Origin of the sequence: Streptomyces sp. NPDC050564 (assembly GCF_044457265.1) — a bacterium.
Classification (GTDB): Bacteria; Actinomycetota; Actinomycetes; order Streptomycetales; family Streptomycetaceae; genus Streptomyces.
This window is the reverse complement of record NZ_JBITGS010000015.1, coordinates 219,633-246,262: the sequence shown is the minus strand read 5'-3', so window position 1 is coordinate 246,262 and position 26,630 is coordinate 219,633. Positions and strand designations below refer to the sequence as shown.

At 70.9% G+C, this 26,630-nt stretch carries 26 protein-coding genes and 1 pseudogene; 19 read left to right on the top strand and 8 right to left on the bottom strand.

The window, feature by feature from the left end; translation table 11 throughout:
• Both ACIBK0_RS24910 and ACIBK0_RS24905 read right to left on the bottom strand, forming a co-directional pair.
• A complete protein-coding gene (locus tag ACIBK0_RS24910; RefSeq protein WP_399083925.1) occupies window positions 1-726 on the bottom strand; it encodes a hypothetical protein in 726 nt (241 codons plus the stop codon).
• Between the two features lie 38 nt (window positions 727-764).
• A complete protein-coding gene (locus ACIBK0_RS24905) occupies window positions 765-1,775 on the bottom strand; it encodes a peptidoglycan DD-metalloendopeptidase family protein (protein ID WP_399083922.1) in 1,011 nt (336 codons plus the stop codon).
• Between the two features lie 196 nt (window positions 1,776-1,971).
• On the opposite strand from ACIBK0_RS24905, the gene ACIBK0_RS24900 reads away from it, so the two are divergent.
• The 9 genes from ACIBK0_RS24900 (at window position 1,972) to ACIBK0_RS24860 (ending at window position 10,842) form a co-directional block, all read left to right on the top strand.
• The gene (locus ACIBK0_RS24900) at window positions 1,972-2,526 is read left to right on the top strand and encodes a DUF6668 family protein (RefSeq protein WP_399083920.1); all 555 of its coding nucleotides are present in this window, start codon (window positions 1,972-1,974) and stop codon (window positions 2,524-2,526) included.
• Entirely contained in the window at window positions 2,523-2,789 is a 267-nt protein-coding gene (locus ACIBK0_RS24895; protein ID WP_399083917.1) for a hypothetical protein, read from the top strand. Before ACIBK0_RS24900 ends, ACIBK0_RS24895 begins: the two co-directional genes overlap by 4 nt.
• A gap of 321 nt (window positions 2,790-3,110) precedes the next feature.
• Window positions 3,111-3,404, top strand: coding sequence for a hypothetical protein (locus ACIBK0_RS24890; protein WP_369248493.1), 294 nt, complete (start codon window positions 3,111-3,113; stop codon window positions 3,402-3,404).
• Window positions 3,405-3,450: 46 nt separating this feature from the next.
• Window positions 3,451-4,230, top strand: a complete 780-nt coding sequence (locus ACIBK0_RS24885) for a hypothetical protein (RefSeq protein ID WP_399083914.1) — start codon at window positions 3,451-3,453, stop codon at window positions 4,228-4,230.
• Window position 4,231: 1 nt separating this feature from the next.
• Window positions 4,232-5,368, top strand: a complete 1,137-nt coding sequence (locus tag ACIBK0_RS24880; protein ID WP_399083911.1) for a hypothetical protein — start codon at window positions 4,232-4,234, stop codon at window positions 5,366-5,368.
• A 105-nt stretch (window positions 5,369-5,473) separates the two neighbouring features.
• Window positions 5,474-6,967: an SCO6880 family protein gene (locus tag ACIBK0_RS24875; protein WP_399083908.1), complete on the top strand. Its 1,494-nt coding sequence runs from the start codon at window positions 5,474-5,476 to the stop codon at window positions 6,965-6,967.
• 14 nt (window positions 6,968-6,981) lie between these two features.
• Entirely contained in the window at window positions 6,982-8,448 is a 1,467-nt protein-coding gene (locus ACIBK0_RS24870; RefSeq protein WP_399083905.1) for an ATP/GTP-binding protein, read from the top strand.
• Between the two features lie 190 nt (window positions 8,449-8,638).
• Window positions 8,639-10,393 (top strand): type IV secretory system conjugative DNA transfer family protein, encoded by a 1,755-nt coding sequence (locus ACIBK0_RS24865; RefSeq protein WP_399083902.1) that lies wholly within the window; start codon window positions 8,639-8,641, stop codon window positions 10,391-10,393.
• Complete coding sequence (locus ACIBK0_RS24860) at window positions 10,390-10,842, top strand: DUF4913 domain-containing protein (protein WP_399083899.1); 453 nt, start codon at window positions 10,390-10,392, stop codon at window positions 10,840-10,842. Before ACIBK0_RS24865 ends, ACIBK0_RS24860 begins: the two co-directional genes overlap by 4 nt.
• Before the next feature lie 17 nt (window positions 10,843-10,859).
• Here ACIBK0_RS24860 and ACIBK0_RS24855 read toward each other — a convergent pair whose 3' ends face one another.
• On the bottom strand, window positions 10,860-11,096 hold the full coding sequence (locus ACIBK0_RS24855; RefSeq protein ID WP_399083896.1) for a DUF397 domain-containing protein: 237 nt from the start codon (window positions 11,094-11,096) through the stop codon (window positions 10,860-10,862).
• Window positions 11,097-11,194: 98 nt separating this feature from the next.
• Between ACIBK0_RS24855 and ACIBK0_RS24850 the strand changes: the two genes are divergently transcribed.
• The 7 genes from ACIBK0_RS24850 (at window position 11,195) to ACIBK0_RS24820 (ending at window position 17,407) form a co-directional block, all read left to right on the top strand.
• Window positions 11,195-11,491, top strand: a complete 297-nt coding sequence (locus ACIBK0_RS24850) for a hypothetical protein (protein WP_399083893.1) — start codon at window positions 11,195-11,197, stop codon at window positions 11,489-11,491.
• Window positions 11,488-12,633 carry a zeta toxin family protein gene (locus tag ACIBK0_RS24845; RefSeq protein ID WP_399083890.1) on the top strand — a complete coding sequence of 382 codons (1,146 nt, stop codon included), beginning with the start codon at window positions 11,488-11,490 and terminating at the stop codon, window positions 12,631-12,633. Before ACIBK0_RS24850 ends, ACIBK0_RS24845 begins: the two co-directional genes overlap by 4 nt.
• 71 nt (window positions 12,634-12,704) lie before the next feature.
• On the top strand, window positions 12,705-13,172 hold the full coding sequence (locus ACIBK0_RS24840; protein WP_399083887.1) for a hypothetical protein: 468 nt from the start codon (window positions 12,705-12,707) through the stop codon (window positions 13,170-13,172).
• A 7-nt stretch (window positions 13,173-13,179) separates the two neighbouring features.
• Window positions 13,180-14,541 (top strand): tetrahydrofolate dehydrogenase/cyclohydrolase catalytic domain-containing protein, encoded by a 1,362-nt coding sequence (locus tag ACIBK0_RS24835; protein ID WP_399083883.1) that lies wholly within the window; start codon window positions 13,180-13,182, stop codon window positions 14,539-14,541.
• A gap of 82 nt (window positions 14,542-14,623) precedes the next feature.
• On the top strand, window positions 14,624-16,132 hold the full coding sequence (locus ACIBK0_RS24830) for an amidase family protein (RefSeq protein WP_399083880.1): 1,509 nt from the start codon (window positions 14,624-14,626) through the stop codon (window positions 16,130-16,132).
• Entirely contained in the window at window positions 16,132-16,683 is a 552-nt protein-coding gene (locus ACIBK0_RS24825) for an NUDIX hydrolase (RefSeq protein ID WP_399083877.1), read from the top strand. Before ACIBK0_RS24830 ends, ACIBK0_RS24825 begins: the two co-directional genes overlap by 1 nt.
• 130 nt (window positions 16,684-16,813) lie before the next feature.
• On the top strand, window positions 16,814-17,407 hold the full coding sequence (locus ACIBK0_RS24820) for a flavodoxin family protein (RefSeq protein ID WP_399083875.1): 594 nt from the start codon (window positions 16,814-16,816) through the stop codon (window positions 17,405-17,407).
• A 3-nt stretch (window positions 17,408-17,410) separates the two neighbouring features.
• Here the strand turns inward: ACIBK0_RS24820 and ACIBK0_RS24815 are convergent, their stop codons facing one another.
• The 4 genes from ACIBK0_RS24815 to ACIBK0_RS24800 form a co-directional block, all read right to left on the bottom strand.
• Window positions 17,411-18,316, bottom strand: a complete 906-nt coding sequence (locus ACIBK0_RS24815) for an ABC transporter permease (protein WP_399083872.1) — start codon at window positions 18,314-18,316, stop codon at window positions 17,411-17,413.
• On the bottom strand, window positions 18,303-19,295 hold the full coding sequence (locus tag ACIBK0_RS24810) for an ABC transporter ATP-binding protein (RefSeq protein WP_399083869.1): 993 nt from the start codon (window positions 19,293-19,295) through the stop codon (window positions 18,303-18,305). The genes ACIBK0_RS24815 and ACIBK0_RS24810 overlap by 14 nt, the downstream gene beginning before the upstream one ends.
• A 33-nt stretch (window positions 19,296-19,328) precedes the next feature.
• Window positions 19,329-20,528: an outer membrane lipoprotein carrier protein LolA gene (locus tag ACIBK0_RS24805; RefSeq protein ID WP_399083866.1), complete on the bottom strand. Its 1,200-nt coding sequence runs from the start codon at window positions 20,526-20,528 to the stop codon at window positions 19,329-19,331.
• Window positions 20,529-20,766: 238 nt separating this feature from the next.
• Complete coding sequence (locus tag ACIBK0_RS24800) at window positions 20,767-21,792, bottom strand: CHRD domain-containing protein (protein WP_399083863.1); 1,026 nt, start codon at window positions 21,790-21,792, stop codon at window positions 20,767-20,769.
• 190 nt (window positions 21,793-21,982) lie between these two features.
• Between ACIBK0_RS24800 and ACIBK0_RS24795 the strand changes: the two genes are divergently transcribed.
• On the top strand, window positions 21,983-22,495 hold the full coding sequence (locus tag ACIBK0_RS24795; protein WP_399083860.1) for a hypothetical protein: 513 nt from the start codon (window positions 21,983-21,985) through the stop codon (window positions 22,493-22,495).
• A gap of 200 nt (window positions 22,496-22,695) precedes the next feature.
• On the opposite strand, the gene ACIBK0_RS24790 is transcribed toward ACIBK0_RS24795, so the two are convergent.
• On the bottom strand, window positions 22,696-23,706 hold the full coding sequence (locus ACIBK0_RS24790; protein ID WP_399083857.1) for a polyprenyl synthetase family protein: 1,011 nt from the start codon (window positions 23,704-23,706) through the stop codon (window positions 22,696-22,698).
• 267 nt (window positions 23,707-23,973) lie between these two features.
• Here ACIBK0_RS24790 and ACIBK0_RS24785 point away from each other — a divergent pair.
• Window positions 23,974-24,460: pseudogene (locus ACIBK0_RS24785) on the top strand (hypothetical protein); the annotation flags it as partial.
• A gap of 127 nt (window positions 24,461-24,587) precedes the next feature.
• Window positions 24,588-26,585 (top strand): CocE/NonD family hydrolase, encoded by a 1,998-nt coding sequence (locus ACIBK0_RS24780; protein ID WP_399083854.1) that lies wholly within the window; start codon window positions 24,588-24,590, stop codon window positions 26,583-26,585.
• Window positions 26,586-26,630 lie beyond the last annotated feature (45 nt).

Genomic DNA, 26,630 nt, shown 5'->3' with positions numbered 1-26,630 from the left:
TCACGAAGGGGTGGACGAGGAAGAGAGAGACGAGGACGAAGAAGACGCGGACGAAGGAGACCGGGACGAAGAAGAGGGGGACGGGGGAACCGCGGCCTCCACCGCGGTCACCTCGTCGACGTGCCACGGCTGTCCCCGACCCGCGCGCGTCAGCTTGAGATAGACGTTCGCGCGCGGCCCCGTGCCCGTCCAGCCGTCGCGGCCGTGAGCCGTGCCCTCGACGAAGAGGGCGCGGTAGGCCAGAACGGCTGTGTCGACGGGGCCGTCGCCATCGTCGTCCGCGGTCACGTCCACCGTGGTCCACGCCTTGTGGCCGGCCCAGGTGTTCCAGTCGTTGCCCGCCCCGCTCGCGGGCCGGTACGACCGCTCGGCGGCGGCCTTCTTCGCCGTGAACCAGCGGGCCGAGCGCAGCACGGCATCGTGCGGACCGGAGTCGTATTTCGTGTCATAGCCGTACGCCACCTCCGCCCACGCCTCCGATACCTCTGTCGCGTCCGTCCCGTCGACGCCCGACGGGCTCGGCACCCGCGCATCCGCGCCCAGCGGCCTGCCCGACGGCAGTGGCGCCTTGGGCGCCACCGACGGGACCGCGGAGGGCGACGAGCCGGGCACGCCCACCGAGTCACGGTGATCCTGCAAACCACAGCCCGTCAACGCCAACAGCCCCGTGACGGACACGACCACCACGGCGATCATTCCCGGCATCGTCGTCGTACCCGTCCTCATACCCGTATGCGTACGCGTCCTCATCCTCGCCTCCCTCCTCACTTCCGCCCCAGCCAGGGTGCCGGATCCACGTACTTGCCGTTCTGCATGACCTCGAAGTGCGCGTGTGGTCCGGTCGAGTAACCGGTGGAGCCCACCGCGCCCACCTGCTGGCCGACCTTCACCTTCTGTCCGACACTGACGTCGATGGCGGACATGTGGTTGTAGGTCGTCGAAATCTGGTCACCATTGATGGTTCCGTGGGAGATCACCACACGGTTTCCGTACCCGTTGGACCAGCCGGCGAAGGTGACCGTGCCGTCCCGGGCCGCCTTGAACGGCGTACCGGCCGCGGCGCCGAAGTCGATGCCGGTGTGCAGCTTGTAGACGTGCAGGATCGGGTGCATGCGCATGCCGTACGGGGAGGTGACGGGCGGGTCGCCGGGGAGCGGCATCGCCATCTGCTGTCCGTCCGGGATCTTGCCCGGCGGGTCGTCGATCGACTCGTACTTGGATATCAGCGACTTGATGCGGGCCACGTAGTTCCGGGTCTCGGTGTACGGGGGCATGCCGCCGTACTGCTGCACCGCGCCCGGTCCCGCGTTGTACGCGGCGAGCGCGAGGTCGAGTGTCTCGCCCTGCGCCTCGCCGCGGTTCTTGTAGCCCTCGACCTGCTTGGCGAGGGCGCAGTCGTAGCGGCCCTGGGCCATGATCGCGTCGCCGGGATCGTACGGGGATGCGCGGCCGTTGCCGTCGTCGTCCCGGCCCCAGGTCGTCCAGGTGCCGGGCATGAACTGCGACAACCCCTCGGCACCGACCGGCGATCGGGCGTTGGGATTCCAGCCCGACTCGGCCTCGATCTGCGCGGCGATGACCGCGGGCTTGATGACGTCGCAGAGGGCACCCGCCTTGAGGACCCAGGGAACGTACTGCTGTGGCACCGTGCCGTCCTTCAGTCCGCCGCCCGCGCCCGACCCCGTATCCGCCTCGCTCGGCGATCCGCTCACCGCGACCATCATGACCACCGGCATGATCACTGCGGCAAGACAGCCGCCGACCACCCAAGTCATGGTGGATCCACCCCCGTTGGACATCGGCTCCCCTCAGCCTCAAGATCCGGTCGTGTACATGCAGTTGAGTCTCTCGGCTCCCACCCGCTCCATGCGTCACCACGGCGTCACAGGCTCGTCCCAGGAACTCACGCCCCGTTACCTAACCTGTTCGGGCGCCGTGAAGATCGGTGGGCGACGACGGAGGAGAGTGGCGATGCAGGGGGTGGCGATGCACGGGAACGAGCGGCGCGGGCCGGACGGGCCCGAGATATGGATCCGCGGGCCGGTCGGCGAACCGGAGCCGCACCGGCAGCAGGAAGAGGGACCTGAACCCCGTCAACTCCCCGTGAGTACACGACGGTTCGCCTGGGTCGCGACCCACGGCGGTGCCGGTGCCTCCACGCTCGCGGCCGTCTTCGGCGGTCACGACGCGGGCCGCAACTGGCCCCGGCCGGAGCAGGACGAGCCGGGTTCCATCCTCCTCGTGGGGCGTACGCACGCGGCCGGTCTGGACGCCGTCTCGCACACCCTCGACATCTTCCGGCGGGGCGACGCACCCCCGGGACTCGACCTCGACGCCATCGTCCTGGTCGCCGACGCGCCCGGGCGACTGCCTCGCCAACTCACCCAGCGCATCAAGGTGATCAGCTCGGTCATCGACGTCTACCGGGTGCCCTGGGTGCCCGCGTGGCGCACCGGCGACCTCATGGGACCGCTGCCGCGCGAGATCGCACCACTGGCCCGACTGACCGGGAGGACGACCCCATGAGCACCCTGCACACGATGACCGCCACGCTGGCCGCGGGGGACGGCCCTCCGGCCGGTGTCGCCACACAGCTGAACTACGTCCTGAACATCATCGCCTGGCTGGTCACCGCGGCCGGCGTCGCGGGACTGATGATCGTGGGCTCCCGCATGGCGATCGCCGTCAAGTTCGGTGACGGAGAAGAGCACTTGAGTCAGTTCCTGATGGTCATGGGGGCGTGTGTCATCGGTGCGACGGCGGGTCCGATCGTCGGCTTCCTTCTCTGAAACACCCCACCGTCGAGCTCTGCTCACCCGAGGCGCCATCAGACCTGATGGTGCCTCACTTCTTTTACGGGGCTGCCCACCTGGTACTTGATGACGATCTCTTCCCGTCTGTCACGGACACGTCACTGACAGGTGCTGGATCACTACATCGCTTGGCCGGACCTCACAGGAGTCGCCAAGCTCACTGTGCAACCGGGAACGCGGGCGTCACACCGCCCTCAAGCACCCGCAAGAGCACCTTCAAGCACCTTCAAGTGTCTTCAAGCACCGCTCACATCAAGCACGTTGTCGGCCGGCAGCCGACCACATCGGGGAGAAGCCATGTTCAAGGCGATAGCAGCCAAGGCCCACATCTACCTGGCGGACGGCAAGGTCCCCAACCCCAAGAGCGACGCGCCGGGGGAGCTGACCGGCAAGGTCGACACCGTCCTCGGCATCCTCGCCTGGGCCGGTACCGCGGCGGGCGTCGCGGGTGTGCTCATCACCGGCGCCATGATGGCGATCTCGATGCGCCGCGGCGAGGGCTCGGAGCACATGGGCCGCCTCGGCATGGTCCTCGGCGGCTGCGTCCTGGTGGCCACCGCGGGCCCCGTCGTCACCTTCGTCTTCGCCTGACCTGATCCACACCTGATCAGAACCCGATGCGAAGGGAGCGCAAACCATGCTGAACTCCGGCCGGTCCCAAGGGGGCAGCGGGGAGTGGGAGCAGCCGTTCTGGCAGCAGCGAGGCTGGATCCTGTCGGCCGGGTTCCTGCTGGTTCTGCTCGTGCTCGCCGGCTTCACGATGCTGAGCGGCGGCGACGGAAAGTCGGCGAACGCCTCGGGTGCCCCGGACCCGCAGCCGGCCTCGTCCGCGGACTCGGACTCGGGCGGCGGCAGCGGCGGTTCGGACGCACGGCCCGCCGGCTGCCGCACCGACGACAGCGACCAGGCCAAGCCGACGGTGGCTCCGAAGGACTTCACCTGGAAGGCCAACGGCACCGGCCTGGTGCCCGTCTCGAAGACGGTGGGCCCGCTCAAGTACGACGGACCGGTCTGGTCCTGCTTCGCGCACACGCCGATGGGCGCGGTCATGGCCGCCCACTCCATCACCGACCACCTGAGCTACCAGGGCTGGCGCAAGGTCGTCGACCAGCAGGTCGTCCCCGGTGCGGGCCGCGACGCGCTGGTCAGGAGCCGTACCGCGGAGGGCGACAAGCCCACCTCGGGCACGCCCGACGCGGGCGGCTACGCCGGCTTCACGGTCCTGTCGTACGACAAGGAGAAGACGACGTTGATGGTCGTGGTCCGGATCGCCGGCAAGGACGCCTATGGCACCGCATCGGTGACCATGCGCTGGCAGGACGGCGACTGGAAGCTCGCGCCCGACGCCGACGGCACCGTCTACTCGGGCATGTCGCAGGTCAGCGGCACCTCGGGCTTCGTCACCTGGGGGGCGTGACATGGCTTGTTCCTGGCGGATTTACGACTGTGTGATCGACGAGGTCGGTACCCAGTTCACCCAAGGTGCCGTCGTGGTCTTCGCCAAGGCGATCGGCGACGCCGCGTCGGAGGTGCTCAAGGCGCTCAACGGCGTCTGGATGAACGTCGACGTGGACGATCCCTCGAAACCCATCGGCCTCATCGACAAGGAGGTCGACTGGATCGTCGCCTATGTGGCCGTGGCCTCGCTGCTGGTCGCCGCGATCAGAATGGCCCTCGACCGCAAGGGCCAGCCGATGAAGCAGGCGTTCCTGGGGATGTGGAAGGTCATCCTCGTCGGCGCGGTCGCCGTGCCGGTGGTCCAGGCGCTCACCAAGGCCTCGGACCTGTACGCCCAGCATGTGTACGAGAAGTCCGACCTCGGCGACACCGCATCGACGATGCTCGGCGTACTGACGCTCAACCAGCCGGGCCTGGTGCTCATCTTCGGTCTGCTGGTGATGCTGTCGAGCTTCGTGCAGATCTGTCTGATGTACATCCGCATCGGCGTCATGATCATGCTCGTCGGCACGTTGCCGCTGGCCGCCGCCTCCTCGATGACCGGGTGGGGCGAGGGCTGGTGGAAGAAGCACATCGGCTGGCTCGCGGCCTGGCTGCTCTACAAACCGGCGGCCGCCCTCATCATCTATTCGGCCACGTCGATGACCCAGGACACCAAGAACCTCGACCAGACCATCGCGGGTCTCGGCATGCTGATCATGGCGGTGTTCGCGCTGCCGGCGCTGCTCAAGCTGATCGTTCCGGCGACGGCGGCACTCGGCGGCACCTCCGGCGGCACGGTCGCCCTGAACGCGGCCAACAACATCGCCACCGGCGCCGTCAGCATCGCCGCGGGCGGTGCCGGAGGGGGCGGCGGAGGCGGCGCGGCCGGCCCGAAGGGCTCGCCGTCCGCGGGCGCCGGCGCTCCGGCCGGAGGCGCGGGTGGCGCGGGCGGGGCGGCCGCCGGAGGCGGTGCCGCCGCCGCGGGTGCGGCCACGGGTGGCGCGGCCCTCGCGGTCCAGGCCGCCGCGGTCGCCGTACAGACGGGCGTCGCGGCCGCCACGGAAGTCGCCAACTCTCTTGACGACAACGACGGCATGAAGGGCCACAACCAGTAGGCCGACAGGACCGTGCCCGGGGTCGGGGCGGCAACTGCCCGACAGGTGCCGCCCCAACTCCTCTACACCCCAAGCACTTTGAGCCGAGCCGGAAGAAGGAATTCCATGTCCACCGACGCCATGACGCGTCCCACGTACGGGAATTGGCGCAGGCCCCGCCGTCCCGGACTCGGTCCGCTGGGTCTGCTCGGCACCGTCGTCGCCTTCGGCGGTCTGCTGGTGGCGCTGCTTGCGTCGCTGGTCTCGCTGATGGCGGCGATCGCGGTGCTGGTGCCGGTCGGGCTGTTCCTCGCCCCGCTGGCCCTGCGCACGGTGGACGGGCGCAACGTCTACCAGGTCCTCGCGGTCCGGATCGGCTGGATGAAGCGCAAGGCGAACGGCTCGCACACCTATGTCTCCGGGCCGCTGTCCAAGCGCCCCGGCGGCCGCTTCCAGCCACCCGGCCTGCTCGCGCGCACCAAGATGTACGAGGGCCGCGACGCCTACAACCGCTCGTTCGGTGTGCTGCACCACCCGGGCCGCGGCCTGTACACGGTGGTCCTGGCCTGCGAGCCGGACGGTGGTTCGCTGGTCGACCCGCAGCAGGTCGACATCTGGGTGGCGTCCTGGGGCGACTGGCTCGCGCGGCTCTCGCACGAGCCGGGCCTGCGCGGCGCCCAGGTGGTCGTGGAAACCGCCCCGGACACGGGCACGCGCCTCGCGGCCGAGGTACTCCCCCGCATCTCGCCGGACGCTCCGGCCGCGGCCCGCGCCGTGATGGAGGAGGTCGTCGAGCGCTATCCGTCGGCGTCCTCCGAGATGCACACGTACATCGCGTTGACGTACGGCCCGACGGGCGGCCCCAAGCGCGACGTCGACGACATCATCACCGACCTGTCGATGCGCCTGCCCGGGCTGCTCTCGGGCCTGGTCGCCGCGGGCGGCGGCAGCGCCTACCCCCTCGCCGCCCAGCGGCTCGCCGAGATCGTACGAGTCGCGTACGACCCCGCCATCGCGCCCGACGTGCTCAGTGCCCGCGCCGAACACGCCACCACCGGCCTGGAGTGGAACGACGCGGGCCCGGCGGCCGCCGTCGAGACCGCCACGTCGTACCAGCACGACTCGGGGGTCTCGCGCACCTGGATGCTGACGCTGGCGCCGCGCGGCACGGTCAGGTCGAGCGTGCTGCGCGGCCTCCTCGAACCCGCGCCGGGCACCCGGCGCAAGCGGGTCTCGCTCATCTACCGGCCCATCGACCCGGCGACCTCCGCCCGCATCGTCGAGTCCGACCGGCGCTCGGCCCACTTCATGGCGGGCTCGCGGCGCGGTCTCGTCCAGGCGCGGGCGAGTTCGGAGATGCAGGCCGCCGAGCAGACCGCGGCCGAGGAGGCGGCGGGCGCCGGGCTCGTGGAGTTCTCGCTGATGGTGACCGTCACCGTCGACGACCAGGAGCAGTTGCAGGACGCGGGCATCGCCGTACGCAATCTCCAGGCGTCATCCCGCGTCCTGATGCGCCCCGCGGACCGCATGCAGGCCTCGGCCTTCACCTGCACGCTGCCGGTCGGCCTGCTGCCGTGGGAGCACACGCTCGTTCCGTACCAGATCAGGGAGGCGCTGTGAGTGCCGTGAAACCCATGCCCACTGCCCCGCCGCGCGGCTGGTACGGGCCCGGCGGCGGCCAGGTCGGGCACGTGGACCCGCCCTCGATGTGGCGCGCGACCACGGTTCAGGCGTGCGGGCTGTGGCCTTTCGCGGCGGGCTCCGGCGCGCCCATGACCGGGGTCCCGCTCGGCCAGCATCTGCACACCGGCGCGACCGTCTGCGGCGATCCCATCTCCTGGTTCACCCGCGCCCGTTACATCTCCAACCCGTCCCTGTTCATGCTGGGCATGCCGGGCCTGGGCAAGTCGACGCTGGTCAACCGCATGCTGATCGGCATGTCCGCCACGGGCATCACCCCGCTGGTCCTCGGCGACCTGAAGCCCGACTACGCCGACACCGTACGGGCGTTGGGCGGCCAGGTGATCTCGATCGGGCGGGGCGTCGGGGGCATCAACGTCCTCGACCCGGGCGCGATGGGCGAGGCAGCGGTACGGATCGGGGGCGAGCGGGGCCGCATCCTCGCGGCGGAGGCGCACGGCCGGGTCCTGAACATGGTCGCCGCGCTGATCACGATCGTGCGCGGCCGCCCGATGGACGACCACGAACAGTCCGTGCTGTCCGCCTGCCTCCACCATCTCGCGGAGCGTACGAAGCCGGGGCGGGCGCCGTTGCTGCCGGATCTGCTGAAGGTGCTGGACGAGGGTCCGGACCGGGTCCGGGCGGTGACGCTGGACCGCGGGAACGTCGCTCGCTACCAGGAGGCCGTGGACCCTCTCCACCGATCGCTCCTGGGTGTGCTGGACGGACCGCTCGGCGACACGTTCGCGTCCGAGACGTCGACGCGGATCAACCCGGCCTCGCCGGCGGTCTGCGTGGACATCTCGCGTATCGGCGAGGCGGATACCCAGCTGACCGCGGCCGCGATGCTCGCCGCGTGGTCGGACGGACTGGGCACGGTGGCTGCCGCCCATGCGCTCGCGGACGCGGGGCTGGCCCCCCAGCGGTGGTTCTTCACGGTCCTGGACGAGCTGTGGCGACCGCTGCGGGCAGCCTCCGGCATCGTCGAGCGGATCGACGCGCTGACCCGGCTGAACCGGTCGCTGGGACTGGGCGACGCGAAGATCACGCACACGCTGAAGGACGCGGAGGCGTTGGGCAGCGAGTCCGACCGCGCGAAGGCGCGCGGGTTCGTGGAGCGGGCCGGGATGGTCGTCTGCGCCGGGCTTCCCCGTACCGAGATGAAGGAACTCGGCGAGATCGTCGGCATGTCCGAGCGGGAGATCGAGCTCGTGTCGTCCTGGTCGTCGCCGCCCGGGTGGGCGAGCACGGGCGGGAACGAGGAGCCGCCGGGGCGCGGCCGCTTCCTGATCAAGGTGGGCGGGCGTCCCGGGATCCCGATCAAGGTGTCCATCACGGATACCGAGCGGGCGTTGCACAACACGAACACGCGCTGGTCGGAGGCGGGGAAGCCGAGCCTTTCCAAGGGGGCGGGGCTGTGAGCGCCGGCCCTGGACGGCCTTTTCTCGCCCTCTCCGCCCCTGCCCGTCCCGTACCCGGAGGGCTGCGCCCCCCGGACCCCCCGGGTGGTTCTTCGACCGCGGGTGGGTGGGGGCCGGTCGCGCCGTTCCCCGCGCCCCTGGCGGGGCGCACCACTCAGCCCGTCCGGCGTCACCTCGGGGGAAACCACAGATGAGCAGCACACGTAGGAGTCACAGCAGCGGGGAGGATCTCCTGCCCTGGATCGTGCCGGGCGCCGCCCTCCTCATCGGGACGCTCTTCTTCGGCGCCTGGCTGGGCGGCACCCTCGGGGCAGCGGCCGGCGGAGCAGGCTGGGACCCGCCCCCGTTCGGGCTGTCGACCCTGTCCACGCTGGTCAAGGACGGCCCGGCCACGGTATGGCCGAAGGCGTCGACGACCGCGGTCGCAGCAGGCATGGCCACGGTCTTCGGCGCAGTCGTGGCCCTTGTCGTCGTACTCATCACCCTCGTACGACGACGGACCGCCAAGCCCGGCGGACTCGCGGGCCGTAAGGAGCTCGCGGGCCTCCTCCCCAAGGGCGCCGCCCAGCGCGCACGTCAACTCCGTCCCTCGCTGGCCAAGTTGGGCAGGATCACCCCGGACGACACCGGGAACCTGCTCGGCAACCTGGAACCGGGCGGCCCGGAGCTCCGCTCCAGTTACGAGGACGTGGAGCTGGACCTGATGGCCCCCAGGGCCGGCAAGTCCACGAGCATCGCGGTGCCGCGCGTCCTGCGGGCCCGCGGCAGCGTGCTGCTGACGTCGAACAAGGCGGACGTCTACAGCGTGACCCGAGCGGAGCGCGAACGCATCGGCCGGGTGTGGACGTTCGACCCCCAGGGCATCGCCCACACCCCCCGCACCCTGTGGTGGGACATGCTCGCCGACGCCGCCACCATCGAGGGCGCCCGCCGGCTGGCAGGGCACTTCGTCGGAGCCGTCAACGACGACGCGTCCAAGCGCGACTTCTGGATCTCGGCCGCGCAGAACACCCTCACCGCCCTCTTCCACGCGGCCCATCGCGGCGAGCGGCAGATCGGCGAGGTGCTCGCCTGGCTGGCCGACCCGGCCGACCGCACCCCCGTCGACCTGCTGCGGGATGCCGGAATGGCGGCCCTCGCCGACCAGCTGCAGGGCACCACGCAGGGCGCCGTGGAGACCCGGGACGGCATCTACGAGACGGCCCGCCAGTGCGTGGCCTGTCTGCTGGACCCGAGCATCGCCGCATGGGTGACGCCCGACCCGGAGCTGCCGCAGTTCCTCCCGGAGCGGCACGTCCTGTCCACGGACACGCTGTACCTGCTCTCCAAGGACGGCGGCGGCTCGGCGGCCGGTGTCATCGCGGCGGCCGCGGACTCCGTGCTGCGTGCGGGAGTCGTGGCCGCGGAGCGGATGGGCGGACGCCTCGATCCGCCCATGACGGCCGTCCTCGACGAGGCCGCCAACGTCTGCCGCATCTCCGATCTCCCCGACCTGTACTCGCACTTCGGCTCACGCGGCATCAACATCGTGACGCTGCTGCAGAGTTACCGGCAGGGCGTCCGGGTGTGGGGCGAGGCCGGCATGGACGCGCTCTGGGGAGCCGCCACCGTCAAGCTGCTCGGCGCGGGCCTGGACGACGCGGACTTCGTGGAGAAGATCTCCCGGCTGGTCGGCGAGCACGACGTGTCCACGGTCAGCTGGTCCAAGAGCAAGGACGGGCGGTCCCGTTCGACCTCGTACCGCCTGGAGCGCATCCTGCCCGCCGACCGCATCCGCGCCCTGCCCAAGGGCACCGCGCTGCTCCTGGCCACCGGCATCAAGCCGGCGTTGGTCAGGCTGCGCCCCTGGTACGCCGAACCCGGCGCCGACCGTATCGCGACCGCGGCGCAGGCCGAGGTCAAGGCCATCACCGCCCGAGCCGCCGAAGGGATCATCAAACGATGACGATCATCACCGCAGAGCAGGTCCAGGAGGGGCCCGCCGCCCCGCCGTTCATCCTCTACCTCGACGGCGCGGAGTACGCCGAGGAGATGCGCCAACTCGCCGTCTGGGTGGCCGACCTGCTGCTTCCGGTGTACGGCCGTGAGGTCACCTCGCAGCAGCCGTGGTGCCCGCGCTGGTGGGAGCACCTGGAGGCGGTCGCCCGGCTGCACGGGCTGTGGCTGGCCTGGCAGGAGCACACCGACCCGGCCATGGGCGCGTCCGGGCCCGCCGTCTGGCACCGCGACCACCTCGGACCCGTGCTCACCGAACTCCGCTCCCCCACCGGCCCGTTCGCGGGCTGCAAGGCGGGCAGCCACCGCGCGAAGGCGGCGCCGACGGTCGAGGCGTACGAGGGTGCCGACGCGTCGGGGCGGCCGGGCCCCGATCCCTACGAGACGAGCCCGTGGTGAGCGGGACCCGTCCGGCCTCAGCCGGCAGCCCGCTCCGACTTCACACCGGCGAGGAATCCGCCCCAGGCCCGCGGCGAGAAGAACAGCACCGGGCCCTGCCGGTTCTTGGAGTCCCGCAGTCCGACCTTGACGGCGATGCGGGCCATCTCCACACAGGTGGCGTCGTGGTTGCCGCTGTAGGAGCTCTTGTCCCAGACGGGTTCTGCCGAGTACGGACCCGCCGAGTACACGGCGAGCGCCCTCTCCCTCTTCATTTCCCACCCCTCACCGCAGGTGAATCACCTGCCCTACGCTGAACCGACGCGCGGAAGATTACCCGGTCGGCATCGGACGGAAACGAGGCCCCGAAGACATGACGGACGAAAAGCGGACCAGCGGGATCGCACGCCTGGGACCCGCCGAGAAATTCACCGAGCGGGAATCCCAGGACTTCGTGCGCGCACGGGACTTGATCGGCTCGATCGTGGCCCACTACAGCGCACGTATTCACCGGGAAACCGATCCGCCGACCATTCAGCGACTCACGCGGGAACAGCGGGCTTACTGGACGGAGATGCAAAACCTTTCCGTCCGGGACCACGAGGAGATCAGCCGCGTCATCTCCGAGTATCCGGAAATCCTGCGGAAGGCCCAGGAGGGCGAGGAGTGACGAACACTCCGCCGCAAAGGGACGTCCTTCCACAGAACCAGGTCGAGGAGATATTCGAGCGTTCCATCAAACCCCTCATGTCGGGACCCGCCAAGGAACAGCCGGTCGCCGTGTTCATCGGAGGTCAGCCCGGCGCCGGGAAGAGCACGCTGGAGGCACAGCTCGTCGAGTCGAAGGGTCTGCGGGACGCGGTCCGGATCGACGGCGACGACCTGCTTCTCTTCCATCCCCGGTATGCGGAGCACGCCCGCGCGAACGACCGGACGGCGGCGGCCGTGTGCAGTGACCCGCGCTGGTGGAACATGGCCGTCGAGCACGTCCGCGAGCAGCGGGCCGATGTGGTCATCAGCTCTCCGCTCGCCGGTCCGGAATGGGCTCAGGAGCGCTTCAAGGACTTCCGGGACGCCGGGTACCGGGTGGAGACCGTGTTCGTCGCGGTCGACGACGCCCGCAGTCAGCTCGGCATCGTCGACCGCTATCAGGCCATGCGGGACGACCAGGGGTACGGCCGCTGGGTGGGGCCCGAGTGGCACGACACCGCCTATCAGCGCGTCCTGGAGACCGCGGACGCCATCGATCGCAATCAGTCCACGGACGCCGTCCACGTCGGCCTCAGGGGCGGCGAGATCGTGCACAGCAACGAGTCCACGCCGGACGGCGGTTGGCGCCTTGCGGTGCCGACGCGCGAGGTGATCGAGCGCGAGCGGGCCCGCCCCTGGACGGAGCAGGAACAGACCCGGTTCAACGCGCGCGTCGAGTCACTCGCCACCCGCGTCCCGGAGGACCTGAAGCCGCTGCTGGCCCGTACGGTCGAGCGCGCACAGACCCATCTGCCGGCCGCGCAGACCCAGACGGCGACCGCTCAGACCGCGCAGACCCAAACGAAGACCGCGCAGGCCAGAACGGGGGACGAACACACGCAGACGGCGCCCCCGCTCGCCGCGGCTTCCGCCGCCTCGGCAGCCGCGGCAACGCCCGGCGGGCTCACCGCGGCGGCGGCCTCCCGCAGCGGACCCCGAGTGTCGTCGCAGGCCGGCGGGGGTGTGCGCGGCACGGCCCTGCCGTCCTCGCCGACCCCGCCGGCCCCGCCCCGGACGCCACGTCCCGCGTCGAGTGGCGGAGCGGCATCGCGAAGCCGCTAGTTTCCGCTTCCGCGACAGCGCACGCTTCCGCGACAGCGCCAACTGCCCTGGAATCCCGAGGAGAAGCACGTATGAACCACCCGCACCCGTCTCACCCGCACGTCGACTACTTCGAGGACGTCGTCGACTGGCGCCACCACCGGGCCGGCCGGGCGCACACCCTGGTGCGCGCGGTCCGTTCCCCCGACGGCCACCGGGCGGTGGCCGTCGTGTCCGAGCTGGCGAGCAACCCCGACGACCGCGGGATCACGGACGACTTCGGTTCCGTGGCGAACGCCGTGCTGCCGACGCTGCGTCTGAGCTTCGGCGCACAGCTCGAACAGGTCGACTGGATCGCGCACTTCGGGGAGTTCTCGTACCACGATCCGACAGGCCCCGAGACCTTCACCCGGATCACCGTGACCGCCGGACCCGCCGGACACCACGACGACCTGAGCGGCGACCGGCCGCTGGCGGCGGGCGAGGTGGAGGAGCTGCTCGGCCGCAAGCTCGAACCCGTCGCCCAGGTGCTCGCGCGGATCCAGCAGCACGGCGGGTGAGGCAACGATGACCGAGCATGTGTCGGGACGGGACGTCCTGCGGCAGGCCAAGGAGCTATACCAGCCCTACCGGGACGCGGTGGAGCCCAAGGGACAGCGGGTGGCCATCATCCGGTTCGAGCCCGCCGCCACCGATCCGCCGGACTGGCGTGTGCGTCTCGAGGCCTCCAAGGTCTCCGCCGAGCAGAAGGTGAAGAGCTTCGAGCACCTGGGCTTCAAGGCGGACCACGTCGTGATGCCGCCGGGGACCACGCGTGCGCAGTTCGCCGAGGTCCTCGACCGCGCCAACCGGGATCCCGCGACCCGGGCGATCATCGTCCAGTTCCCGCCACCGGCCCAGCTGCGCCCGCTCGTCGAGCGGATGGACCCGGCCAAGGACATCGACGCCCTGCTCAAGGGGCGTTCGCAGTACACCGCGTGTGCGACGGCCGAGGGCATCTGCCGTGTGGTGGAGCCCTTCGCGCAGGACGACCCGACGATCGCCGTCGTGGGCAGCAAGGGCTTCGTGGGACAGGGAGTGGTGAACACCCTGCGGGAGCGGGGACACCGGCTGATGGAACTCGACGCCGGTGACGACCTGAAGCGGGTGCGGGACGCCGACATCGTCGTCTCCGTCACCGGCAACCCGGGCATCCTCGGCCCCGAGCACCTGCGGCCGCACCACCGGCTCGTCGTCGACTCCGGTTTCGTACCGCAGGCGGACGGGAGCGTGCGCGGAGACGTCCAGCGCGCGGCGTACGACATCCCGCAGCACCTCACCCCGGTGCCCGGCGGCATCGGCCCGGTGGAGATGGCGACCCTGATGGAACGGGTGGTCTGCAAGGAGGTCGACCCGGCGGCTCCGTCCTGGAAGGTCGAGCCGCGGCCATATCTGACGAAGGAACAGATGGCCCAGGGGCCGTCCACCACACCGGCGGCGCCGACGGCACCTGCGGCTTCGGTGGCGTCGACGGCCTCCGCGGCTGCGACGGCCTCGGCGGGTCCGAGCGCGTCGGCAGGTCCGGGCGCGTCCGCAGGTCCGGGCGCGTCCGCAGGTCCGGCCACGTCAACGGGTCCGGCCACATCAGCGGGCCCGGCCGCGCCAGCGGGTCCGGCCACATCAGCGGGCCCGGCCACGTCAGCGAGCCCGGCCGCCTCAGCAGGTCCGGCCACATCAGCGGGTCCGGCCACATCAGCGGGTCCGCAGTCGGCCGCGGCTCCGGGTAATCCCGTGGCGCAGGCCGCGAAGCTCCGCGGGGTCGGTGGCAATACTTCCGGTGCCGGAAGCGTGCCGGGACGACCTCCCGCCGCCGGCCCGTCGGCACCGCTCCGCCCGCAGCTCCCCCAGCAGCCGAAGCCACCGGGTCCCGGCGGGGGTCCCGCCCGCTGAGCCGCGTACGAGTCACCGCGCACGAGTCACCGCGCACGAGCCAACCCCGTACGAGTCACGCCGAAGGAGTCTGCGAGCGCCCATGGAACCGGATCTGTCGCCGGACGGCTATCCGTCCCTGTCGGCCGAGGACATCGCCGCCGCCGTCCGCGCGCGCACGGTCGGCGCCGTGGACGTGCTCGCTGCCTCGCTGGCGCGGATCGAGCGGGTGGAGCCGGCCCTCTCCGCGTTCGCCGAGGTGTGGGGCGAGGAGGCGCTGCGGCGAGCGGGCGAGGTGGACGCGCGGGTCGCCGCGGGCGAGTGGCTGCCGCTCGCGGGGGTTCCGATCGGCGTGAAGGGGCGTCGCGGGCTGCGTACGGCGGGCGCGCTGGTCGCCGCCGGGTGCGTGCCCGTGGGGGCCACGTCGGTGCCCGGCCCGGGTACGGCCTGGCAGACATGGGGGCTCGGGGCGCACGGACGGACCGTCAATCCCTGGCGCGCCGACCGGACCCCGGGCGGCTCCTCGGCGGGGTCCGCGGCAGCCGTCGCCGCGGGACTGGTGCCGATGGCCACCGGCAGCGACGGCGCGGGTTCCGTACGGATCCCCGCCGCGTGGTGCGGCGTCTTCGGCCTCAAGACCACGAACGGCCGACTTCCCTCCACCGACCGTACGGGCCTCACGGCGGCCGGCGTTCTCACGCGCAACGCGTCGGACGCGGCCGCGTACTGGCGGGTCGTGTCCGGCAGCACACCGCGGAGGCCGGACGAGGCACCGGACCAGAGGCCGGACCAGCCATCGGACCAGGGCGCGGACCGGGGTCCGGACTGGGGCGGCGCGAGCCGCTGTCCGAGCCCGGGTACGGGTACGGCGGCGGATCCGAGCCCGGTCTCGGACCCGCCCCGGAACCGCACCCCGAGCCCGGACTCGGACCAGTGCCATCGCCCGGGTCCGAACCGGGACCCGCGCCCGAGCCACGGCCCGGCCCCGAGCTCAGACGTACGCCCGAGCCATGCCCCGGCCCCCGGCCGGCATCCTGGCTCGAACCAGGAGTGGGACCAGAGCCGGAATCCGCACCCGGGCCGGCCCCCGCACCACCACCCGACCCAGTCCCCCATCCCGGCCGTCTGGTCCCCCGACCTCGGCTTCGCCGACACCGATGCGGACATCGCCGCAGTCGCTCACGGCGCGGTGGAGCGGCTCGTCGAGGCGGGCATCCTACGGCTGGTGTCCCGGGACGTGTGCCTGGACGACCCCGGCCCCGCCTGGCTGGCGCTGCGGACGCCGGGTGCCGACGCGGCCGTGGCTCAGCCGCTCCGGGAGGCGAACGACCACCTGCTCGCCGGGCTCTTCGCCGAGACTCCCCTGCTGCTGACCCCGACCACGCCCAACCCGCCGCACGGCCACGAGGGACCGGGCGACCGTTACTCCACCGCCCTGACCTGGGCGTTCAACCTGAGCGGCCACCCCGCGACGAGCATTCCCGCGGGCCTCGGCCCCGACGGCTGCCCGGTCGGTCTCCAGCTCGTGGCCCGGCACGGTGCCGAGCCGCTGCTCCTCCGGGTCGCGCAGCTGGACGAGCTCAACCGGACGAAAGAACAGGACCCCTTCTGATGCGATGGACCGTCCACGGCGAGCGCACCCTGCACGACACCCCCTGGGTCCGCCTGCGTTCCCTCGATGTCGAACGGCCCGACGGCACCCGCGGCGACTACCACGTCGTCAGGCTGCGGGACGTCGCCGTCACCGCGGCGGTGGACGGACAGCGGCGCGTACTGATGATGTGGCGCCACCGCTTCGTCACGGACACCTGGGGATGGGAGCTGCCCATGGGCCTGGTCGAGGAGGGGGAGCGCCCCGAGGACGCGGCGGCGCGCGAGCTGGAGGAGGAGACCGGCTGGCGCCCGGACTCGCTGCGGGAGTTGATCTACGCGCAGCCGGCCGGCGGGATAACCGACTCCCAGCACTTCGTCTTCCGCGCGGACCGGGCGACCCGGGTCGGCGAGCCGACCGAGCGCAATGAGTCGGACCGCCTCGAGTGGATCCCGCTGGCCGACATCCCCGGGATGATCGCCCGCCGGGAGATCGTCAGCAGCGCGACACTGGTCGGTGTCATGGCTCTCCTGCTGGACCTGAGAGCCTGGGCGGCCCTGCTCGAGGCCTGACGCCCGCACCGCTCCGCGCCGTGATCGTGGCAGCACTCTGGACAATTAAATGCGTGCGCATATATTGTCCATGCATGTAGTCACCGTTCGCCGCGCACTCACGCGCGCTCACGCGCTCCAAGGGGGACCCATGAACCGCCGCTTCCTGTTCGTGCTCGGCAGCAGCCGTTCCGACGGCAACACCGAGATACTGGCCCGCAAGGCCGCCGAGCAGCTGCCCGCGGATGTCGAGCAGCGCTGGCTGAGCCTCGCCGAGCATCCGCTGCCCGACTTCGTGGACCTGCGGCGCGACAGTGACCACGTGCGCTCCCCCGACGGGAGCAACCCGGCACTGCTGCTCGACGCCACGCTCGCGGCCACCGACATCGTGATCGCCTCGCCGCTGTACTGGTACTCGGTCTCCGGCCTCACCAAGCGCTACCTGGACTACTGGTCGGGCTGGCTGCGCACCCCCGGAGTCGACTTCAAGGCGACCCTGGCCGGTCGCACGCTCTGGGGTGTCACCGCCCTCGCGGACAAGGAACCGGAGGTCGCCGAGCCGCTGATCGGCACGCTCAACAACTCCGCCGCGTACCTGAAGATGCGCTTCGGCGGGGTGCTGCTCGGCAACGGCAGCGCGCGGGGCGACGTACTGAACGACACGGAGGCACTGGCGCGCGCGAAGACCTTCTTCGCACAGGACCCGCCGCTCGCCCGCTTCCCGCACGAGACCGCCGCCCGGTGAGTCCTACGCCGTGATGTCCTTCGCGGTGAACCGCGCCCACGCCGCCGACCCGAACACGGCGGCGTACAGCGCCTGAAGCCCGAGGTTGCGGACCAGGTCGTCCCAGTACACCGGGTCGCGCATGAGGTCGGCGAAGGACAGCCAGTAGTGGGAGAAGAAGTACGGCTGGAGCGCGTGGAGCTGGGGGATCTGGTCGAGGATCTGGATGGTGATGAGGAGGCCGACCGTCGTCGCCATCGCCGCGATGCCGCTGTTGGTCAGGGTGGAGATGAACAGGCCGAGCGCCGCGACGCCGACCAGTGAGGCGGCGACCACCAGCGCGATGAGCAGGGCCCGCCCGAGGCCCTCGGTGAAGCTGATCCGGGTCCCGGAGATCGTGGTCAGCTCGCCCAGCGGGAACAGCAGCGCGCCCACGATGAGCGCGGACGCCGCCACGACCAGGGTCGCGACCAGACAGAACGTCATCGTGGTCGCGTACTTGGTGAGGAGCAGGCGGGTACGGCCCGCGGGGGCGACCAGGAGATAGCGGAGCGTTCCCGCGTTGGCCTCGCCCGCGATCGCGTCGCCCGCGATGACACCGATCGCCATCGGCAGGAAGAAGGGGAGCGTCGCGGCCAGCGCCGTGAACACCAGGAACAGGCCGTTGTTGGTGATCTGCGAGATGAACGCCGGCCCTTCGCCGCCGCCGCCCGCCGCCGTACCGTCGCTCGTCTCGATCTTGATCGCGATGCCGATGAGGATCGGCACGGCCGCCAGCACGCCGAGCAGCGCGATCGTCCGCCAGCGCCGGAAGGTGGTGACGAGCTCACTGCGGAAGAGTCCGAAGGTCCACAGGGGGCTCGGTTTCCGTACCGCTGTGTTCTTGGCCGGCACCGTCTCAGCCCCCGGCGCCGCCTCAGCCCGCGACATCGAACCCCTCCCCCGTCAGCGCCACGAACGCGTCCTCCAGCGAAGCCCGTTCGACCCCGAAGCCGCGGACCCGAACGCCCGCCACGACCAACGCGGCGTTCAGCTCGGCGAGTTCGCGGTCCGGGGGCTCGGCGGTCACGCCCGTCTCGGTCACGACGAGATCCGTGACGCCCTGTTCCTTGAGTACACGCGCCGCGTCCCCGGGGTCCGGGGTGGTCACGACCAGCCTGCCCCGCGCACCCGCCGCCAGATCGCCCACCGCACCCTGAGTGATGAGCCGCCCCTGCGCCATCACGGCCGCGTGCGTGCACACCTGCTCGATCTCGTCGAGGAGGTGCGAGGAGAGGAAGACGGTCGCGCCGTCGGAGGCCAACTCCCTGACCAGGGAGCGGATTTCACGCATGCCCTGCGGATCCAGGCCGTTGGTCGGCTCGTCCAGAACGAGCAGCCGGCGGGGCTGGAGCAGCGCGGCCGCGAGCCCGAGCCGCTGCTTCATACCGAGCGAGTACGCCTTCGCCTTCTTGGCGGCGGCTGCGGTGAGCCCGACCCGGTCGAGGGCGGCCGCGACGCGCGTACGCCGGGTGCGCGGGTCGGCGGTCGGGTCGGCGGCGTCGTACCGGATGAGGTTGTCGCGCCCGGAGAGGAAGCCGTACAGCGCGGGTCCCCCGATGAGGGCGCCGACATGCGGGAGCACGGCGCGCGCGGCCCGGGGCATGGGCCGCCCCAGCACTCGTGCCGTGCCCGAGGTCGGCTCGATCAGGCCCATCAGCATGCGGATGGTGGTGGTCTTGCCCGAGCCGTTCGGCCCGAGGAAGCCGAAGACGCTGCCTGCCGGGACGGTCAGGTCCAGGCCGTCGACGGCGAGCTGTCCGCCGCGGTAGCGCTTGGTGAGCGCGCGGGTGGCGATCACGGTGTCCTCCGCGACCACTGCGCCTCCCGTGTCCACCATGTCCGGTTCCGCGGCGGACAGTTCCTCCATGAGCTCCCTCAATTCATGGTGCGCATACGGTGATTACCGGGCGGCGTTGGCAGCCTTCACCAGGGCGTCCTTGGTGACGGCACCGGCGTACACCTTGCCGTCGTCCGTGATCAGCGCGTTGACCAGACGGGTCGAGAAGACCGTGCCCGAGCCGAACTTGCCGGTGACGTGGTCGCCGAGGGAGTTCAGGAACCCGTCGACGTCGCCGTTGCCGGACGAGCCGGAGGGCACGCCCTGGCCGCCCGTGTCGAACACGGCGATGGAGTTCCAGCCCTTGCCGAGGGTCTTCAGGCCGTCCAGGCCCTTGGCGAAGTCCTCGCCGCCCTTCGGCTGCGCCTTCTCCTCGCTCTTCAGGTCGTCGCCCTCGGAGACCTTCGCGCCCTTGGGCGGCGTGAAGTCGAACGTCGACGCGGCCGGCCTGGCGAAGTCGACCTTGGTGAAGCCCGCGTCCACGACGGCGGCGCCACCGCTCGCCGGAGTCAGCGTGAACTTCAGCGGCAGCCCGGTCTTCGCGTCCACCGCGATACTGATCGCGCCGACCGTGGAGCCGGACTGCTTCGGCTTGATGAGCAGCTTGTACGCGTCGCGGCCGGCGACCTGCGCGGTGCCGTCGACGGTCACGGAGGTGGTCTCGTCGACCGACTTCAGGGCCTCGTCGGCGAAGTCCTTGGGCGTGGAGGGGACGTCCTCCTTCTCCTTTTGGCTCTCGGACTTGGGCGCGGTCGCGTGGTAGGCCTCGTTCGACTTGCTGTCGTACGCCCATACCTCGTTGCCGTTGTGGATGACGCTGTACTCGGCGGCGCTGTCCAGCAGGGAGACCTTGCCCTTGTCCGGGCCGTCGGCCGCGACGCGCAGCGTGTGCGTGCCGGAGGCGAGTTCGAGCAGCTTGGACTGCGGGTCGGCGGAGGAGCCGCCGTCGCCCTGGGCGGCGCCGGACGCGAAGCTGCTCTCCAGGCCGCCCAGGTTGGGCAGTCCGAGATCGGTGCTGATCTTGACGGTGCCGGACATCTGCTGGACGTCCGACTTGGCGATCTTCTCGATGAGCTGCTGTGCGGTGATCTTCGGCAGGTCGGGGTCGCCGGAGTCGGCGAGCGCCGGGACGAGCCCGATGGTCGCCGCCGCCACCCCCACCACCGCGACCGGGACGACGTACCGCGCGGCTTTGCGTCGCCCGGCGCGCACGTCCTCGGCCTCGTCGGCCTTCGTGCTGTCGTCGGATTCGTACGGTGCCATGTGTGCCTTACCTCCGTCGTCGGCGGCGGCCTACCGTCCTCACGCTGTTCCACCCCTGAGCCGCCATTCTCACCCGAACCGGTGAGGAGTGGTGTACTCAATCTGACCAAATCGGCCAGGGAGAAGCGTCAGACCCCGGGCTCAACTCCACGTACTCCTGCGGTATGACGTGAGGAGGCGGCGCCTCCCCCGACCCGTAAGGGTCGACGGAGGCACCGCCTTCGATGCGCTCGGTCGGTCAACGCTGCACGAACACGTAGTCCGCCTGGTAGGGGACACCCACGATCGTCCCCGGCGAGCAGGACCCGGCCGGGGCGACACCGCCGACGGTGTTGAGGCGCAGGATCTCCTGCGTCCCTGCCAGCAGGCCGCGGTGCTTGCCGGACTGGGTGGCCTTGAGGTCGAGCTCGGGGATGTTCTTGTCGCCGTTCGGGGTCTTGGAGATCAGCGCGCCGGTGACCGCGCTGCGGTCGGGCGCAACCCACTGAGGCGTACCCGAGTTGGGCTTCACGAACGAGTGTGCGATGTTGCCGCCGAGCAGGGCCGCGACGTCACGCTGGGCGAAGGCGTACCCGCCCCCCTCGACGGGCTTGCACTCGTAGATCTGCTTGCCCTTGACGACCGACGCCTGGAAGTTGTTCAGGGCGTGCCGGAAGTCGAAGGAGCTGGTGACCTTGTGGAGCTGACCGCGGACGGCGCCGCCCGGGAACTCGGCGGTGTGCAGATTGGCGTAGAAGGAACCGGGGTCGGCCTTCAGGGCGGCGAGCAGAGCCGCGTCCTCGACCTTGACGGTACCGACGACGCTGTGTCCCTTGATCTTGTCGAGCAACTTGCTGAAATCGACCTTGACGCCGCCGTTGGTGCCCTTGGCGCCCTGGTGGATGTGGAGCAGGGTCGGCCTGCCGGTGCCGCGCCAGGTCACGGCGACGGACACCTTGTTGCCCTTGACCTTGATGAACTCCAGCGCCGCGCCGTCCTTGTCGCCGACGGCGGGGCCGCCCTGGACGGGCACCTCATTGGTGCCGCGGAGGCTGGTGGCGAGGATGGTGCCACCGCTGCCGCCCATGACGCCGCTCTGCGTGACGATGGTCTGGTCGCCGTGCGCGGAGTGGCTCATGCCGGCCGTGTCGTTACTCGTGCCGTGGCTGCCGCTGTCGGCGACCGCCGGGATGACGGCGGCGGCGACACCGGCCGCGGCGGCCACCGCGACGCCGGTCAGGATCAGGCTCTTGCGACGCGTGGTGAACGTGGCGTTCGATCCCATGATTCTGTTTTCTCCCCGTATCTCAGCTGACACCCCCTGCGTCAGCTTCTGGGCATGAGTACGGACTGAATCCGACCCTGGACTCAATCCAACTATGTGACCCCCGTCACATTATTTGAGGGGCAAGCGAAAACTCACCCAAATCCGTACATCTGGGTGTCAGCAATCGGCATCGGCCAAGGGGGTCGCCATGCGGCACATCATTGGTTACGCGGCCACGGGCACCGCGCTGGTGGCGCTCACGCTCGCCGGGTGCGGGAGCGGAGGGAACGGTGGCGGTGGCGCCACGAAGGCCGGCACCTCGACGGCGTCGAGGACCACGCTGACAGCCGCTGACGTCAAGAACGTCGGCACGGTCGTGACCGACAGCAAGGGCTACGTCCTCTACCGCTTCGACGCGGACTCCGCGAACCCGACCAAGGTCACCTGCTACGCCGCGTGCGCCATGCTCTGGCCCGCCGCGACCGCCCAGGGCGCCATCACGACCAAGGGCATCGACAAGAACCTCGTCACCACCGTGAAGCGCACCGACGGCACCACCCAACTCACCCTCGCCGGCTGGCCCCTCTACCGCTACAGCAAGGACGACGAACCGAAGGAGGCGTACGGCCAGGGAGTCGACGGAACGTGGTTCGCGGTGACACCCACAGGAGCGAAGGCGTCGGGCGAGCCGGCGACGAACACGGGAGGATCGGGTTACTGAGACAGCCGCCGCAGCAGTAGACATGCGCGCCGGGGGCCTGGGCGCTGCGTGCCGTGGCGCCGGGTGCCGTCACCCGTCCCAACGGTGGGCAATCGTGCCGCCGGGGCGGTACAGGTGGGCACAGCGGCACCCCGTACAGCCCCGGGCCGCGCGCCCCACCCCGACGGCAACCCCACCGCCGGGCACCCGGAACGCAGACCTCACCCGGCCCGGTGGACCACCGCGTCGACAAGCTCCGTCAGCGCGGCCTTCGCATCACACTCCCGAAGCGGAGCCAGCGCGGCCCGCGCATCCTCCGCGTACCGCACGGTGTCCCGCCGAGCCTGCTCCAGCGCAGGGTGGACCCGCAGCCGGGAGAGCGCCTCGGCGTGCCGGGCGTCATCCGTCAGGTCGGAGTCGAGCAGCTCACACAGCGCGATGTCCTCGGCGAGACCCAGCCGCTCCGCCCGCTCCCGGAGCCGCAGCACGGGCAGCGTAGGAATCCCCTCGCGCAGATCCGTCCCCGGCGTCTTCCCGGACTCGTGCGAGTCGGACGCGATGTCCAGCACGTCGTCCGCGAGCTGGAAGGCGACACCCAGCCGCTCCCCGTACTGCGTCAGGACGTCCACCACCGTCTCGTCGGCCCCCGACATCATCGCCCCGAACCGGCACGCGACCGCGACCAGCGAGCCGGTCTTCCCGCTGAGCACATCCAGGTAGTGGTCGACCGGGTCACGCCCGTCGCGCGGTCCCGCGGTCTCCAGGATCTGCCCGGTCACGAGCCGTTCGAACGCCTCGGCCTGGATCCGGACGGCCTCGGGCCCGAGATCGGCCAGGGTGTGCGAGGCGCGCGCGAAGAGGAAGTCACCGGTGAGGACGGCCACCGAGTTGCCCCAGCGGGTGTTCGCGCTGGGCACCCCGCGTCGCGCGTCCGCCTCGTCCATCACATCGTCGTGGTACAGCGTGGCGAGATGGGTCAGCTCGACGACCACGGCGGAGGGCACGATACCCGGCGCGTACGGATCACCGAACTGCGCGGCGAGCATCACGAGCAGCGGACGGAACCGCTTGCCACCGGCCCGGAGGAGATGCTGCGCGGCCTCCGTAATGAAGGGGACCTCGCTCTTGGTGACTTCGAGCAAGCCCTCCTCCACAGCCGCCAATCCGGCCTGGACATCGGCTTCGAGAGCCTGGTCCCGCACGCTCAGCCCGAACGGCCCGACGACGGTCACGAGAGGTTCTCCTGTCTGCTGACGATCACATGGCGAACTCGGTCGATCATTCGGTCGATGACACGGTTTGTCGATGTGTCGCTGCCATCACTCAAGTCAGCGTATCCGGTCACGTTTCGATCACCACGAGCGCCCACCGTCCCCCCGCCCGACTTCGCTCCAGCAGCAGGTACCCCGCTCGCCCGGGCGATATCGGATTACGGGCGGTATGTTCTTGATCAGCTGATACGACCGGACATGCCACGCCCCATCCGGAGGGACCCCACCGTGTCCCGAAGCGCCGTCGAGACCGCCCCCGGCAGCCGGGAGCCGCCGGGTGACGACCAGGCCTTCCTCGGCGGGCCCAGGGGCCTGCCGGCCCTCTCCGGCCCGAAGGTCCCGGAGCGCTTCTCGTTCCTCGGCATGCAGGCGATCCCGATCCTGATTCTCTGCCTCTGCGCCAACCGTCGCCCACGGCGGTATGGGCGTGGCCGCGGGCACGACGGCGCCCGTGTCGGCGGCGTACGGAACGCTCGCCCACCTGGCCTCGGTCGCCGGCGGCCGGCTCACCGACGGCGACGGGGGATTCTCGGCGGCGGCCATCGGAATGATGTTCGGTCTCCTCCAGTACGTGGCGGGCCGCCGTCACCCGGCCGGACGCGGACACGCGGCGGAGCCCGCCGTCGGGCCCGGCGCGATGCGCCGCGCGGTCCGCCCGATCGTCCTGGGGCTGCCGGCGGCCGCCGCTGGCGCGGTGCTCCGCGCCGCCGCCGGACGGCCGACAGCGCGCTCCGGCCTCAACGGCACGATCGCCGACGCCCCGGGCCCGGCCGTGACGGCCCTCGCCCCCTGGCTGCGCCGCACGATGCACCCGGTCCACTGAAGCCACTGGGGTGACACTCATGCACATCCGTACGTCCTTCCCGTACGAGACCACTCACGAGGACCTCTGGATCCCGCTTCCGGACGGCACCCGCCTCTACGCCCGCGTCTGGCGCCCACTGACGGACGAGCCCGTGCCCGTCCTCCTCGAATACCTCCCGTGCCGCCTCACGGACTGGACCGCGCCCCGCGACTGGCAACGCCATCCCTGGTACGCGGGCCACGGCTACGCCTCCGTCCGGGTGGACGTCCGCGGCCACGGCAACTCGGAGGGGTTGCCGACGGACGAGTACTCGGAGGTGGAGCTGGCCGACGGGGTGGAGGTCGTCAACTGGCTCGCGTCCCAGCCCTGGTGCACCGGCAAGGTCGGCATGTTCGGTATCTCCTGGGGCGGCTTCAACTCCCTCCGGATCGCGGCCCTCGCGCCCGAGCCGCTCAAGGCGATCGTCACGGTCTGCTCGACGGACGATCGCTATGACAACGACGTGCACTACATGGGAGGTTCCGTCCTCGCCGTCGACATGCACGCCTGGGCGGCCACCATGCTCGCCTTCGCCTCCCGCCCGCCCGACCCGGTGCACGTGGGCCAGGTGATGTGGCGCGACATGTGGGTGAAGCGCCTGCAGGCGGTGGACCCGCTCATCCACACCTGGCTGTCCCACCAGTCCCGGGACGCGTACTGGCGGCACGGCAGCGTCCGCGAGGACTATGGCGCGATCCGGGCGGCGGTCCTCGCGGTCGGCGGCTGGCACGACCCGTACCGCGACACGGTGCTGCGGCTGGTGGAACACCTTCCGCGGGATCGCGTACGCGGCCTGATCGGTCCCTGGTCGCACCAGTACCCCGACCGCGGCCTGCCGCCGGGCCCGGCGATCGGTTTCCTCCAGGAGACCCTGCGCTGGTGGGACCACTGGCTCCGGGACAAGGACACGGGCGCCCTGTCCACCCCCGTCCTCCGCTCGTACGTGATGGACGCGCACCTCCCGGCGACGGTGTACCCGGAGCTCCCCGGCCGCTGGGTGGGCGACCCGGCCTGGCCCTCCCCCTCCGTCACCCCCGTTTCGTACGCCCTCCAGGGCGACCCGGTGGTGATCCGCTCTCCCCAGCACACGGGGGCGGACGCGGGCCGCTTCTTCCCTCTCGGGAACGACGCGGACCTGCCCCCGGACCAACGGGAGGAGGACGCGAGATCCGCCTGCTTCGAATTCGAAGTACCGGAAGAGACCTGGGTTCTGGGCCGTCCGAGAGTCCGGCTGCGGCTGACGTCCTCGGTTCCCCGGGGTCAGGTGATCGCCCGCCTGTGTGATGTGGCCCCCCACGGAGCCTCGACACTCGTCACCCGGGGTGTACTGAACCTGTCAAAGCGTCACGGCCGTGACCAGGCGGTTCCCTGGAAACCGGGTGCTACGGAAGAGGTGGTTTTCGACCTGAACGGCATCGGCTACGCGTTCCCGCCGGGCCACCGCATCCGCCTCGCCGTCTCCTCCGCGTACTGGCCCTGGATCTGGCCGCAGCCGGGCTCGGAGGCCGGTTTCACCCTGGACCCGACGGGCAGCCTGCTGGAACTCCCGGTAAGGACACGGGAGTCGACGCCCTCCATCACGTTCGAGGAACCGGAGCAGTCCGAACCGCTCGGGGTCATCGTCCCGACGACGCTGGACGAACCCCGCCCGGAACGCCTGGTGGTCCGCGACGTGGCCGCCAGCGCCTGGCGCCTGGAGGTCGACCCACGCTACGGCGGCACCCGCGTCTACCCCGACGGCCTCGAATTCACCGAGAACGCGCTGGAGACATACACCATCAACGACTTCCACCCCCTCTCCGCTCGCGCCCGCTCGACGTGGTCGATCCGACTGCACCGCCCGGACCTGCCCTGGGACGCGCGTATCTCGACGACCTCCGAAATCACCTGCGACACCGAGGACTTCACCACCTCCAACGAGGTCATCTGCAAGGACGGCGACGAGGTGGTCTTCCACCGCACCTGGGAGAAGCGGATCCCCCGAACGGCGGGCTAGGTCCTGTCGTCGAACTCCCGCCTGCCCCGCGGCGCCCGCCCTCCG